This is a genomic window from Pseudomonas monsensis (genome assembly GCF_014268495.2).
Lineage (GTDB): Bacteria > Pseudomonadota > Gammaproteobacteria > Pseudomonadales > Pseudomonadaceae > Aquipseudomonas > Aquipseudomonas monsensis.
This window is the reverse complement of sequence record NZ_CP077087.1, coordinates 936770-950339: the sequence shown is the minus strand read 5'-3', so window position 1 is coordinate 950339 and position 13570 is coordinate 936770. Positions and strand designations below refer to the sequence as shown.

The window sequence follows — 13570 nt, the reverse complement described above, 5'->3', positions numbered from 1 at the left end:
ATGTCACGCCAAGGGAAGTTACTTACAACTTGGCTCGGCGTTTACCGCCACTATTATCAACCAACAGGCTTTTCACCATACCAACGAGGCGTGTAAACCCATGTCTTTCCATCGGCGCGCGCGAACGTGCAAGTGGTCGAAGAACCGATCAGCACCATGGTGCGCATGTCGACTTGGTCCGGCGTCAATTCGCCCAGGGTCGTGGTGCGCAACGTCTGCCCCGGACGCCCGATATCGCGCCCCAGCACCACCGGGGTTTGCGGCACGCGATGGCGGGCGACGATCTCCAGTGCGCGTCCCAGCTGCCACGGGCGGGCACGCGAGATCGGATTATAGAAGGCCAGTGCCAGGTCCGCTTCTGCGGCCAGATCCAGACGCTTCTCGATGATCGACCACGGTTTGAGGTTGTCCGACAGCGACATCACGCAAAAGTCATGACCCAGCGGCGCGCCGGCCTGCGCGGCGGTTGCGAGAGACGCTGAAACACCCGGCAGGATTTCCAGATCGACGCTGTGCCAGGCCGGATCGTTCGATTCATGCAGCGCTTCGAGCACCGCCGCCGCCATGGCGAACACCCCCGGATCGCCGGACGACACGACGATCACCGAACGGCCGGCAGCGGCCAGGCGGAAGGCGTGGCGGGCACGTTGCATCTCTTCGCGGTTGTCGGTGCAGTGTTGCACCTGATCGTCGCGAAACGGGCCGGCCATGCGCACGTAGGTTTCATAACCGAGTACGTCGGTGGCGCGGGCCAATTCAGCCTTGACCGCCGGCACCATCAGTTCGGCAGCGCCGGGGCCGAGGCCGATCACCGCCAGACGCCCGCGCGGGCGACCGATGCTCGACACCTGCAACGGCTGCTCGGCAACCGCGATGGCCAAGCCGTTGGCGGTAACCACGGCAGTCCCGGGCACGGCGGCGCGCACAAGGGCTTCGATGTCCGGTTGCGCCGCTACAAAGCGCAGCGGCACACCCAGTTCGAGCGCCGCTTCACGCAGGTTCGCAGAAGCGATTTCGCTATCGGCTGCGACCAGACAGGCCAGCGATTGCAGCGCAACTTTCGCCTGCTGCAAGCTGGCGCGTACAGCATTTGCCACATCGTCAACGGCGGCGCTGACCGCCACCGCGACACTGCGTGGATAGATCAATAATTCATCCGCCCTTGCCGCGCGTACGCCGCTGCCAACATGAATGGCACGCTGCGCCTGCGGGTCTTGCGGCAACTGCGCCTGATCCAGCCACGGCGCCGCACCTTCGATGCGCACGCTGTGCCCGGCGAGCAAATCGGAGACGAAACGCTTGCCCGCCTCCAGATCAGCCAACGCGTAGCCACTGGGTGGATTGAGCAGGCAGGTACCAAACCGCAATTCGCCACTGGTGGTAATGGCCGCCGTCACCTGTAATCCGGCAGCAATGTCACGCGCCATGACGTTCACCCCGCCCAATCCGCCAAGCAGCGGCACGACGGCGCTGCCGTCTTCGGCCACCGCAAGCACGGCAGGTTCGACGCCCTTTTCCAGCAGCAGCGGCGCCAGTGTGCGGATGACAATCCCGGCGGCGCACAAGGCAATGATCGGCGTGTCCTGTTGATACAACTCGCGCAGGGTCTCGCCGAACGTCTGATACACCAGGTCGGCGCCCTCGACACGGCCAGCCAGGCCATGGATCTGCGCTGCCGGATACACCTGCTGGATGCGCCGGGCGGTGGCCAGGCTGGCCTGACCGAGAATGACAATAGCGGGGGGGGATTGAGTCATCAGCCTTGCCACCGTTCGCCCGGCACAATGATCAGCGAGAAGTACGGCGAGGACATCGGCTCGACCTGATCCATCGGCACGATCTTCTGGTTGGCCATGGTTGCGCGTTCGACGTACAGCGCGCGCTCGGCCAGGCCCAGCTCTTCGAGCACCTGACGTACTTTGGGGAAGTTGCGCCCCAGCTTCATGATCACTGCCGCGTCGGCATCGGCCAGACGTCGCTTCAATTCTTCGTGAGGCAACACGCCGGAAAGCACCGACAGGCTTTGATTGCGATACACCAGCGGCGCACCCAGCACCGAGGCGCCGCCGAGCATCGAGCACACACCCGGCACCACCTGCGCGTCGTAACGCGTGGCCAGCCGGTCATGCAGGTACATGTAGGAACCGTAGAAGAACGGATCGCCCTCACAGATCACCGCCACATCACGGCCGGCATCCAGATGCGCCGCGACGGTTTCGGCAGCTTCATCGTAAAAATCGCTGATCACTTGTTCGTAGGACAATGGCGCCGGCAGCGCTTCGGTGGTCACCGGGTACACCAGCGGCAGCAGATTCTGCGCCGCTTGCAGGTGAGCTTCGATGATGCCGAATGCGTTGCCTTTTTTGCCTTTGGCCACGAAGTACGCCACCACCGGCGATTCGCGCAGCAGGCGCAGGGCCTTGACGGTAATCAGCTCCGGATCACCGGGGCCGACGCCCAGGCCAATCAAACGTCCTTTGGCCTGCATCATTCGATCTCCGTGGCGAGGGCATTGACGGCGGCGGCCGCCATGGCGCTGCCACCGAGGCGGCCCTGCATGATCACGAACGGTACGCCACGGCTGTCGGCGGCCAGTGCGGCTTTCGATTCGGCGGCGCCGACGAAGCCCACCGGGAAGCCGAGGATCAGCGCCGGTTTTGGTGCGCCGGCGTCGAGCATTTCCAGCAGATAGAACAGTGCGGTCGGTGCATTGCCGATCACCACCACACTGCCTTCCAGGTGCGGACGCCAAAGTTCCAGCGCCGCAGCGGAACGGGTGTTGCCCAGCTCACGGGCCAGCTCCGGCACGCTGTCGTCGCGCAAGGTGCAGATCACTTCGTTGTTGGCCGGCAGCCGCGCGCGGGTCACGCCTTCGGAGACCATCCGCGCATCACAGAGGATCGGCGCACCGGCGGCCAGCGCATCACGCCCGGCCTTGCCGGCACCTTCGGAAAATTGCAGACCGTCGACGGCCTCGACCATGCCGCAGGCGTGGATCACCCGCACCGCGAGTTTTTCCAGATCGGCCGGGATGCGCGCCAGATTGGCCTCGCGGCGAATGATCGCGAAGGAGTTGCGATAGATCTCCTGACCGTCGCGGATGTAATCAAGCATCAAGGGGGCTCCGGGAGCGGGCGTCGAGCAGGGTCGCGGCCGCTTCAATAGTAAGGTTGCGTGCGTGCAGCGTGCCGAAACCCGGCAGCGTTGCATCGCGAAAATAGAGGTCGTAATGACCGGGGCTGACCGCCAGCAAGGTGGCCGGTGCACGGTGCGCGGCGGCGCAGGAGCGCGGACAGCCGGTGAGGTGCACATCCAGTGCTTGCGGCAACAACCTCGCCAGCCGCCGGGCATCCTGCTTGGTGTCGGCCAGTCCTTTGCCGCAGCCGTTGGAGCCGGTGCAGGCAATCAGGTGTGCCAGCGGCTCGCGGGATCGGGTCAGCAGGTTCAGTTGCTCAAACGCCGCCAGGACGGCAGCCGCGTCGGTTGCCTGCACATTCGGTAACAGCAGACTTTGCCAAGGGGTGAAGCGCAGGCTGCCATCGCCGAACTGGCGGGCCAGGTGTGCGACACCGCGCAGCATCGCTGGATCGAGGCGCCCCAGCGGCGGAACGGCACCGATGTAAACCAGACCCGCGGTGTTTTGCGGATGAACGCCAATGTGCAGATTGTCCGCTGACAGGGGGCGCTGCCAATGGCGGATAGCGGTGATCGGCAGGCGTGATCTCAGTTGTTCGAGAAACGCCAGCAGCGGCAGTTCGTCGAGCAAATGGCGCATACGCGTCTGCTCGGGTCGGGCCCGCTCAAGGAACAACTCCAGCACCGCCACCACCAAGGCATGGCCGTTTTCCAGCGACACGGCAGCGACCGCGGGATCCGTCGGACATCCGGCCAGACCGAACGCCAGCAACGTTTCACCGTCGCGTTCGAACGCCGACAACCACAGGTCATGGGGATGTTCGAGCATCGCCAGCGCTTCGCCGCCGTCCAGTTGCACGGCGAACTTGGCGCTCAACGCATGGAAACGTGGATGGCTTTGCAGTGTGTCGAGAATCTGTCCGGCCAGTGCACGGGTGTCGAGGCGCATCTGCCGGTCGATGCCGGCGGCTGGGCTGAGCATCAGGTTGCGCACATCGTCGCCGGCAGCAGTGCGTGGCCCGAGATCCGCAGCCAGCAGGGTGTCGATCAGTGCCGCGCTCTGCTGACCGATCCCGCGAATCTGCAGATTGGCGCGATTGGTCGCCTCGATCACCCCGCCGGCGAACTGTGCGCCAGCATCGGCCACTGCATCGGCCTGCTCAGCGCTGATCGCACCGCCATTGAGCTTGATCCGGCAGATGCCGCCGTCCAGCGCCTGGACAATGCGCAACAACCCCGGGCAGGCCGAGGGGCGTAAGGCGGTGGACATCGGGCGTTCGTTCAAGGGGCTGACCGGCTGCGTGGGAAAGGCGCTTCGCGGGCGAAGGCGCGGTATTATGCCTGCTTTGTCCGGCGGCATGAAAAGTCTGCCCGTCGGAACGGCGTGTTTAGAGGAATATAGATGTCACCCTGGCTGACGGTTGTGGGAATCGGTGAAGACGGCTTCAAGGGTCTGGGCAAAAATGCCCGGCGTGCCCTGATGGGCGCCTCGCGGATCGTCGGCGGCCAGCGGCAGCTGGATTTGCTCCCGGTGTGCATCCGCGCCGAGCGGCAGTTGTGGCCGAGCCCGTTCGCCCTCGCCCCGGTGCTGGAGCGGCGTGGGGAGGCGATCTGCGTGCTGGCCAGCGGTGACCCGATGTTCTATGGCGTCGGCGCCAGCCTCGCGCGGCAACTGCCGAGCGACGAGATGCTGATTCTGCCGGCGCCGTCCTCCTGCGCACTGGCCGCCGCGCGACTTGGCTGGCCATTGCAGGACGTGGTGACGCTGTCGCTGGTGGCCCGGCCGCTGGCGGCGCTGAATGCGCCGTTGTCCAGTGGCGTGCGACTGTTGTTGCTGAGCAACGACGGACAGAGCCCGGCGGCGGTCGCGCAGCTATTGCGCGAGCGCGGTTTCGGCGCGAGCCGGATGTGGGTGCTGGAACATCTGGGCGGCGACGCCGAGCGGCGCATCGCGGGCAACGCCCATGACTGGGCCAACCCGCCGATTGCCGATCTGAACGTGATCGCCATTGAATGCCGCGCCGACGCACACGCCCCGCACCTGTCGCGGCTGGCCGGGCTGCCGGACTCGGCGTTTCAGCACGACGGTCAACTGACCAAACGCGATGTGCGGGCCATCACCCTCGCCCGCCTCGCGCCAATCCCCGGTGAACTGCTGTGGGACGTGGGCGGCGGGTGCGGCTCGATCGGCATCGAATGGATGCGCGCGCACCCGAGTTGCCGCGCCATCGCCATCGAGGCGGATGAGGGCCGGCAGACACTGATCGAACACAACCGCGATGCACTGGGCGTGCCCGGCCTGCAACTGGTTCGCGGCAAGGCACCGCATGCCCTCGCCGGGCTGGAGCGTCCGGACGCCGTCTTCATCGGCGGTGGTGTGACCCGTGAAGGCGTGTTCGAGACTTGCTGGGAGCAGCTCAAACCCGGCGGGCGACTGGTCGCCAACGCGGTGACCCTGCAAAGCGAAATCACCCTGATGCACTGGCGGGAACGCCACGGCGGCGAGCTGACGCGCATTCACGTGGCCCAGGCGCAGCCGCTTGGCGAGTTCGACACCTGGCGCCAGGCGCTGCCGATCACGCTGCTCGACCTGGTCAAACCCCGCGATGCGTGACGAGACCGGCGAACAACCCGCCCCCCTGCGCAGCGGGCTGACCACCGGCAGCTGCGCCACCGCCACCAGTCTCGCGGCGGCACGCCTGCTGCTGGGCGGCGTCGCGGCGGATGCCGTGCAAATCGTCTTGCCCAAAGGCAAACAGGTGCAGATGCGTCTGGAGTTCTGCCGGTTGACCGCCGACGGCGCCGAGGCCGGGACGATCAAGGATGCCGGCGACGATCCCGACGTGACCCACGGTGCGTTGCTCTATACGCAAGTGCGGCTGATGGCGGAACCGGGCATTCGCTTCAATGCCGGCCTGGGGGTCGGCACGGTGACCCGGCCAGGGCTGGTGCTGGCCGTGGGCGAACCGGCCATCAACCCGGTGCCGCGCAAGATGATCAGCGATCACCTGACCCTGCTCGCTGAAGAAACCGGTTATGCCGGCGGTTTCGAGGTCACGGTCAACGTCGAGGGCGGCGAAGCGCTGGCGCTGAAAACCATGAATCCGCGACTGGGTATTCTCGGTGGCCTGTCGATTCTGGGTACCAGCGGCATCGTCCGGCCGTTCTCCTGCGCGGCGTACATCGCCTCGATCCACCAGGGCATCGACGTCGCCCGGACTAACGGCTATCTGCACATCGCCGCCTGCACCGGCAACGCCAGCGAAGACACCATGCGCCGGGTCTACGACCTGCCGGAAATCGCCCTGATCGAAATGGGCGACTTCGTCGGCGCAGTGCTCAAGCATCTGCGCAAAGTGCCTGTGGATAAACTCAGCCTGTGCGGCGGCTTCGGCAAGATCAGCAAACTGGCAGCGGGGCACATGGATCTGCACTCGCGGCATTCCAGTATCGACCTGCCGCAACTGGCGGAATGGGCGGCGGCGATTGGCGCCGATGAGGCGTTGCAGCAAGGCATTCGTGAGGCCAATACCAGTCAGCAAGCCTTGGCGATGGCCAGTGCGGCGGGGATTGCGCTCGGTGATGAGGTCTGCCGCCATGCGCTGAATTTCGCCCGCAGCGTGGTGCCGGCGCAGGTGCAGGTCGAGGTGTTTGCGATTGATCGTCAGGGCGGCATTGTCGGCCACGCCGGAGGTTTTGCATGAAGCGGATACTGTTGCTCGGCGGCGTCACCGAAGCGCTGGTCATCGCCCGCACGCTGGGGCCAGAACATATTTACAGCCTGGCCGGCGTGGGCCGGGTGCCGACCGACCTGACCTGCCAGGTGCGTGTCGGCGGCTACGGCGGCGCCGAAGGTCTGGCGCAGTTCATTCGCGCGGAAGGCATCGACCTGCTATTCGATGCCACCCACCCCTACGCCGCGCAAATCAGCCATAACGCCGCCCTCGCCGCGCGCCGGGCCGGCATCCCCTGCTGGGCCCTGCGCCGTCCCGCGTGGCAGCCGCAAGCGGGTGACGACTGGCGCGAGGTCAGCGACTGGGCCGAACTGACCGAAGCCCTCAAACCGTTCCGCCGCCCGTTGTTCACCCTCGGCCGCGAGCCACTGCAACACCTCGACGAAATCCCCAGCGAGCAGTTCTGGACCCTGCGCGCCCTCGACGTATACCCCGGCAACGAACGCTGCGAAGTCATCGGCGCCCGTGGGCCGTTTCTGCTGGAAGACGAGCGTGCGCTGTTCGAGCGCCGGCAAATTGATGTGCTGATCAGCAAGAACAGCGGCAGCACCGCGACCGAGCCGAAGCTGGAAGTGGCTCGGGAGTTGGGAGTGCCGGTGCTGGTGTTGAAGCGGCCGGTGTTGCCGGGGGTTGATCGGGAGTTTCTGACGACGTCTGAAGTCCTTAATGCACTGCTCACGTCAGACTTTTCCTGATTTCAAATTTATCTGCGAATTAACCGGCTTGTTTTGAGGAAGCAGCCGACTGGTCTTCGCTATCCCCTCGCCCAATACTTCGGTTCCTTTAATTCATACAGGCAGACAACCGCAGAAAAGCGGCTTGCCAGACTGTATCCCAAGGAATACGATCCTGACATGATCGAACTTGAACGATCCCGTGTATTTTCCGAATGGCTCGACTCGTTGAAAGACATCATCGGCAAAGGCCGAATCATCTCCAGACTTCGAGCAGCCGAACATGGCAACTTTGGCGATTACGGTTTTGTCGGTGACACCGTTTACGAAATGCGTGTTCACTACGGTCCTGGTTACAGGATGTACTTCACTCGTCGAGACGAAGTGATTTATCTGCTTTTGATCGGGGGCGATAAATCGACACAACGGCGTGATATCAAGCGCGCCGTACAAATGGCACATAGCATCGGTAATGAGGAGTAAGTCATGACCGAAAAATTCACCCGTTTCGACGCCGCCGAATACCTCAAAACTCCCGAGGATATGGCGGCGTATCTGGACGCTTGCTTTGATGATGATGAAGGCGATGGCGTACTCATCCGTGCAGCACTGAATGACATAGCCCGAGCTCAGGGCATGACACAGGTGGCACGTGATGCCGGCCTGGGTCGTGAAAGTCTCTATAAAGCGCTGAGCAGCACTGGTAACCCCGAATTCGCAACTATCATGAAGGTCATGAAGGCTTTGGGTTTGAGATTGCACGCCGTCGCGGTTTGATTGATCTGCGACACCAAACCGCACGACGCCTTTTTACTTATCGGCCCTGATCAGGCTAAATAGCGGCGCCTGATCGCCCACCCAACGGATCTGTCCCATGAACCGACACCGGCTCGCATTTGCCTGGATCGCCTGCTTCGCAGTGCTGTTCAACATGCTCGCCATGCCGATGACGGGGGCGATGGCGCAGGCGGCCAGTTCACCGGCCGAACAATTGCTGTGGAGCAGTTTCTGCACCGGCAGCGGGACGAAGATGGTGGCGATCGACATCGGTGCCACCGATCAGAAGGCCCCGAACAACGACACTCATTCGAACATGCAGCATTGCTGGTGCTGCTCGGGCTCGGCGCCATTGGTGGCGCTGCCGGGTCATACACCGCAGTTGTATTTCGCCCGCTACGAAAGCAATCGCAGCGTGGCGCCACCCTCGTTGCAAACACCGACACCGCGCCAGCAATGGCCGAGCCTCAACCCCCGCGCCTCGCCTCTGGTTTGATTTGTTCTCGCAATTGACCTGCGTATCAAATCGTTCTGGAGAACTGCCATGTTGAACAAACTCTTCGTCATCGCTGCGCTGTTGCTGCCTGCGTGCTTCGCCCATGCCCACGAATACAAGGCCGGCGAGCTGGAAATCGCTCACCCGTGGTCGCAGGAACTGCCGCCCAATGCGCCGACCGTTGCCGCTTACTTTGTGATCAGCAATCCCGGCAAGACCGACGACCGCCTGCTCAGCGTCGATTCGCCGATCACTGACCAAGCGCAGCTGCATGAGCATGTAATGCAGGGCGATCTGATGAAAATGCAGCAGGTGCCCAACGTGGTGATCCCTGCCGGCGGCAAGGTGACGTTCGCGCCGATGGCCTATCACGTGATGCTGCTCAACCCCAAAGACCGCAGCCTGCTCAGCGACGGCAAACGCTTCCCGCTGACCCTGCATTTCGAGAAGGCCGGTAACGTGACCGTCGAGGTTGCCGTGCAGAAGAAGCCAGCGGAAACCAAGACGCACGATCACGCCCAGTAACCGATCCGGCTGACCACGCCCGTGCGCCCGCAACGCGCCGGGGCGTCCAGCAGGCATCGCCAGAGCCAGACTCTGACCCGCGGTAGCTGGATCGCCCTGTTCGCCATGATGATGATCTTCATCGGCCCGCTGATTTCTCAGTCGATGCCGATGGATCAACACGCCTCGACGTCCATGCCGATGAGCATGGACATGTCGATGAGCATGGACATGCCCGGCATGGATCACGGTGGTCAAGACGCGCAGCCCGGCGCCGAACATTGCCCGCCGCAATCCTCGCACCACGTTCTGTGGGAAAAATGCGGTTATTGCAGCCTGCTGTTCAATTGCCCGGCGCTGACCGGTGGTGGCAGTTTCACCACGTTCAGCATCGCCCACGTCAACACGTTCACCCCGCCCTCCCCGCGCCTGGGTCATGCCCGGCGAACCTTCTTCCCTGGCGCCCGCACCCGCGCCCCGCCCGTCGCCGCGTAAACACCGCACCTTTGATTGCACACGGTTGAAAAGACAGCTCCAGGCTGCCGCCCGTGTCGTTTACGACTGTTTGATGGAAATTGTCATGTCCAGGTTTTCCGCTGTTCCACGTTTGAGCGCAGCTCAGGCGTCCTTCGCGCTGAACGCATCGCGTATTCGTTTCTCGCACGCTACCGCCGTCCTTTGCGGCGTATTGCTGTCCCCGCTGGTGCTGGCCGATGATCACGCCGGTCACAACGAAGAACTCAGTCCAACGGTGATCACCGCCCTCGCCCCGAGCTCGCCGCTGACTATCGTCACCAATCCCAAGGACCCGCGCCAACCGGTGCCGGCCAGCGATGGCGGTGATTACCTGAAAACCATTCCCGGTTTCGCCCTGGTGCGCAATGGCGGCACCAACGGTGATCCGGTGCTGCGCGGCATGTTCGGTTCGCGTCTGAACATCCTCACCAACGGCAGCATGATGCTCGGCGCCTGCCCGGGCCGGATGGACGCGCCTACCTCGTACATCTCGCCGGAAACCTACGACAAACTCACGGTGATCAAAGGCCCGCAAACCGTGCTGTACGGCCCCGGCGCGTCGGCCGGCACCGTCCTTTTCGACCGTGAGCCGGAGAGTTTCGGTGAACTCGGTACGCGAGTGAATGCGAGCATCCTCGCCGGTTCCCACGGCCGCTTCGACAAAGTCGTCGACGCTGCGGCCGGGGGGCCGTTGGGTTACGTGCGGGTGATCGGCAATACCGCGCACTCCGATGACTACCGCGACGGCAACAATGACATCGTCGCCTCGCGCTACGACAAGTGGAACGGTGACATCGCCGTCGGCTGGACCCCGGACGCCGACACCCTGATCGAACTCACCGCCGGCAAGGGCGACGGCGAGGCGCGCTACGCCGGACGCGGCATGGACGGTTCGCAGTTCCTGCGCGAAAGCCTCGGCCTGCGCTTCGAAAAGTCCAACATCACGGATGTGCTGGAAAAACTCGAAGCGCAGGTCTACTACAACTACGCCGACCACGTGATGGACAACTACACCCTGCGCACGCCGTCCGGCACCGGGATGATGGCCGGGCCCATGGCGTCCAACGTCGACCGGCGCACCCTCGGCGCGCGGATCAAGGCGACCTGGCGCTGGGCCGACATCCAGTTGATCACCGGGCTCGACGCACAGACCAACGAACATCGCCAACGCAGCGCGATGGGCATCGACACCTACAAGGACCTGCCGTACACCAAGGACGCCGATTTCCATAACTACGGCGTGTTCAGCGAAATGACCTGGTACGCCGCCGACCGTGATCGTCTGATCACCGGCGTGCGGGTCGACCGCGCTTCGGCCAAGGATTATCGGCAGACCACCGGTTCCGGAATGATGAGCCGGCCGAACCCGACCGCCGACGACACCCGTGCCGACACCCTGCCCAGCGGATTTGTCCGTTACGAGCACGACCTGGCTGACAGCCCGACCACCCTCTACGCCGGTCTCGGCCACGCGCAACGTTTCCCGGATTACTGGGAACTGTTTTCACCGAAGTCCGGCCCGGCCGGTTCGGTGAATGCGTTCGACTCGATCAAACCGGAGAAAACCACCCAGCTCGACTTCGGCGTGAACTACAAAAATGCCGACCTTGAAGCCTGGGCTTCGGGCTACATCGGCGTGGTGCGCGACTACATCCTGTTCGACTACACGCCGACGATGATGGGCATGAGCAGCTCGCGCGCGGAGAACATCGACGCGCGGATCATGGGCGGCGAACTCGGTGCGGCGTACAAGCTCACCGATCACTGGAAAGCCGACGCGACCCTGGCCTACGCCTGGGGCAAAAACAGCAGCGATGGCAAAGCCCTGCCGCAAATGCCGCCGCTGGATGCGCGTTTCGGCCTCACCTACAGCGAAAACAACTGGAGCGCCGGGGCGCTGTGGCGGGTGGTCGCGGCGCAACACCGCATCGACCAGAACAAGGGCAACGTCGTCGGCAAGGACTACGACAAGAGCGGCGGCTTTGGCGTCTTCTCGCTCAACGGCGCCTATCGGATCAACAAAAACTGGAAGGTCAGCAGCGGCGTCGACAACCTGTTCGGCAAGGCTTACGCCGAACACCTGAACCTGGCGGGTAACGCCGGATTCGGCTACCCGGCCAACGACCCGCAAGCGATCAATGAACCAGGGCGCACGCTCTGGACCAAGGTCGACATGAGCTTCTAACAGTCAAATCCCACCCTGTGGGAGCGAGCTTGCTCGCGAAGGGAACGGCACATCCAACATAGATGCAGCCTGATACGACGCCTTCGCGAGCAAGTCGCTCCCACAAGGGTTGCAGAACAACTAAAAGATCCAAGCCAAGCGGAGCACACGTGATGAAACAGCCCAAACCGAATTTCTACAACCTGGCCTGGCGTTGGCATTTTTACGCCGGCCTCTTCGTCGCCCCGTTCATGGTGATGCTGGCCCTGACCGGCATCATCTATCTGTTCAAACCGCAACTCGATTCACTGATGTATAGCAGCCTGCTCAACGTCCCGGTCGGTCACCACAGCGTGCCCGCCGATGACTTGCTGCAACGGGTGAAAAGCGCCTATCCACAGGGCCAGATCACCCAGTACCTGCCGCCGGCCAACGCCGGACGCAGCGCGCAGTTCGTGGTCAAGAACGCTGAACACGAACTCAACGTGTTCATCGACCCCTACCATGGCGACATCCTTGGCGAACAGGATGCCAAGCGGAATCTGCAAGCCATCGCCCGCGCCATTCACGGCGAGTTGATGATCGGCACGGTCGGTGATCGCCTGATCGAAATGGCCGCCGGTTGGGGCGTGGTGCTGGTGGTGTCGGGGGTGTTCCTGTGGTGGCCGCGCGGCCAGGCCGCGGGCATTTTGTGGCCTCGGCTGAACAGCCGCGGGCGCGTGTTGTGGCGTGATCTGCACGCGGTCACCGGTTTCTGGGGCGCGGCATTGCTGCTGGTGATGCTGCTCAGCGGCATGACCTGGACCGGGTTCTGGGGCAAGCAGTACGCCCAGGTCTGGAACGTGTTCCCCGCCGCCATGTGGAACAACGTGCCGACCTCCGACGTCGAGGCCGGCAGCCTCAACAACGCCGCGCGCCAGACCGTGCCGTGGGCGATGGAAAACACGCCGATGCCGATGTCCGGCGACCATGCCGAACACATGGCCCACGGCGGCATGCAACACGGCCCCGCTGCGCCGGCCATCAGCCTGCAAGACGTGCAGAACATCGCGATTGAACGCAAGGTCGAGCCGGGCTACAGCATCACCCTGCCGAAGACCGCCACCGGGGTATTCACCATTGCCGTGTTCGCCGATGACCCGCGCAACGACGCCACCCTGCACGTCGATCAATACACCGGCAAGGTGCTGGCCGATGTGCGATTCGAACAGTACGGCGCGGTGGCCCGCGCCACGGAAATCGGCGTGATGCTCCACGAAGGCAAGATGTTCGGCACCTTCAACCAGATCGTCGTGCTGCTGATCTGCCTGATGATTCTGCTCAGTGCCGTCAGTGGCGTGGTGATCTGGTGGAAGCGCCGACCACAGGGCAAATTCGGCGTACCACCGCTGCGCCATGACTTGCCGAAATGGAAAACCGGCGTGGTGATCATGCTCGCGCTGGCGGTGGTGTTTCCGTTGGTGGGGGCTTCGCTGGTGGTGGTGTGGTTGCTGGACCGGTTTTTGCTGGCGCGACTCGGTCAGCAAACGGCAGATCTGCCCGGTTGACCCCTTGCACGCGGGTGACACCT

Annotated in this window: 14 protein-coding genes; 10 read left to right on the top strand and 4 right to left on the bottom strand. The window is 63.6% G+C overall.

The window, feature by feature from the left end; genetic code table 11:
- Positions 1–56 precede the first annotated feature (56 nt).
- The 4 genes from cobJ to cobG are packed head-to-tail and all read right to left on the bottom strand — an operon-like array spanning position 57 to position 4405.
- Complete coding sequence (cobJ, locus tag HV782_RS04035) at positions 57–1757, bottom strand: precorrin-3B C(17)-methyltransferase (protein WP_186747470.1); 1701 nt, start codon at positions 1755–1757, stop codon at positions 57–59.
- Positions 1757–2491, bottom strand: a complete 735-nt coding sequence (locus tag HV782_RS04030; protein ID WP_437180210.1) for a precorrin-2 C(20)-methyltransferase — start codon at positions 2489–2491, stop codon at positions 1757–1759. The genes cobJ and HV782_RS04030 overlap by 1 nt, the downstream gene beginning before the upstream one ends.
- Positions 2488–3114: a precorrin-8X methylmutase gene (locus tag HV782_RS04025; protein WP_123471028.1), complete on the bottom strand. Its 627-nt coding sequence runs from the start codon at positions 3112–3114 to the stop codon at positions 2488–2490. Before HV782_RS04025 ends, HV782_RS04030 begins: the two co-directional genes overlap by 4 nt.
- Complete coding sequence (gene cobG / locus HV782_RS04020; protein WP_275970831.1) at positions 3107–4405, bottom strand: precorrin-3B synthase; 1299 nt, start codon at positions 4403–4405, stop codon at positions 3107–3109. Before cobG ends, HV782_RS04025 begins: the two co-directional genes overlap by 8 nt.
- A gap of 132 nt (positions 4406–4537) precedes the next feature.
- On the opposite strand from cobG, the gene cbiE reads away from it, so the two are divergent.
- The 10 genes from cbiE (at position 4538) to HV782_RS03970 (ending at position 13547) form a co-directional block, all read left to right on the top strand.
- On the top strand, positions 4538–5749 hold the full coding sequence (cbiE, locus tag HV782_RS04015) for a precorrin-6y C5,15-methyltransferase (decarboxylating) subunit CbiE (protein ID WP_186747480.1): 1212 nt from the start codon (positions 4538–4540) through the stop codon (positions 5747–5749).
- On the top strand, positions 5742–6839 hold the full coding sequence (locus HV782_RS04010) for a cobalt-precorrin-5B (C(1))-methyltransferase (RefSeq protein WP_186747482.1): 1098 nt from the start codon (positions 5742–5744) through the stop codon (positions 6837–6839). The genes cbiE and HV782_RS04010 overlap by 8 nt, the downstream gene beginning before the upstream one ends.
- A complete protein-coding gene (locus HV782_RS04005) occupies positions 6836–7564 on the top strand; it encodes a cobalt-precorrin-6A reductase (protein WP_186747484.1) in 729 nt (242 codons plus the stop codon). Before HV782_RS04010 ends, HV782_RS04005 begins: the two co-directional genes overlap by 4 nt.
- A gap of 159 nt (positions 7565–7723) precedes the next feature.
- Positions 7724–8026: a type II toxin-antitoxin system RelE/ParE family toxin gene (locus HV782_RS04000; protein ID WP_186747487.1), complete on the top strand. Its 303-nt coding sequence runs from the start codon at positions 7724–7726 to the stop codon at positions 8024–8026.
- A 3-nt stretch (positions 8027–8029) separates the two neighbouring features.
- Positions 8030–8320, top strand: coding sequence for an addiction module antidote protein (locus HV782_RS03995; RefSeq protein ID WP_003221244.1), 291 nt, complete (start codon positions 8030–8032; stop codon positions 8318–8320).
- Between the two features lie 97 nt (positions 8321–8417).
- Entirely contained in the window at positions 8418–8816 is a 399-nt protein-coding gene (locus HV782_RS03990) for a DUF2946 domain-containing protein (protein ID WP_123471018.1), read from the top strand.
- A gap of 48 nt (positions 8817–8864) precedes the next feature.
- Positions 8865–9341 carry a copper chaperone PCu(A)C gene (locus HV782_RS03985; RefSeq protein ID WP_123471016.1) on the top strand — a complete coding sequence of 159 codons (477 nt, stop codon included), beginning with the start codon at positions 8865–8867 and terminating at the stop codon, positions 9339–9341.
- Positions 9342–9362: 21 nt separating this feature from the next.
- Positions 9363–9815: a DUF2946 domain-containing protein gene (locus HV782_RS03980; RefSeq protein WP_186747489.1), complete on the top strand. Its 453-nt coding sequence runs from the start codon at positions 9363–9365 to the stop codon at positions 9813–9815.
- A gap of 85 nt (positions 9816–9900) precedes the next feature.
- Positions 9901–12021, top strand: coding sequence for a TonB-dependent copper receptor (locus HV782_RS03975; protein ID WP_186747491.1), 2121 nt, complete (start codon positions 9901–9903; stop codon positions 12019–12021).
- 152 nt (positions 12022–12173) lie between these two features.
- Positions 12174–13547, top strand: coding sequence for a PepSY-associated TM helix domain-containing protein (locus HV782_RS03970; protein ID WP_186747493.1), 1374 nt, complete (start codon positions 12174–12176; stop codon positions 13545–13547).
- Positions 13548–13570: the final 23 nt, after the last annotated feature.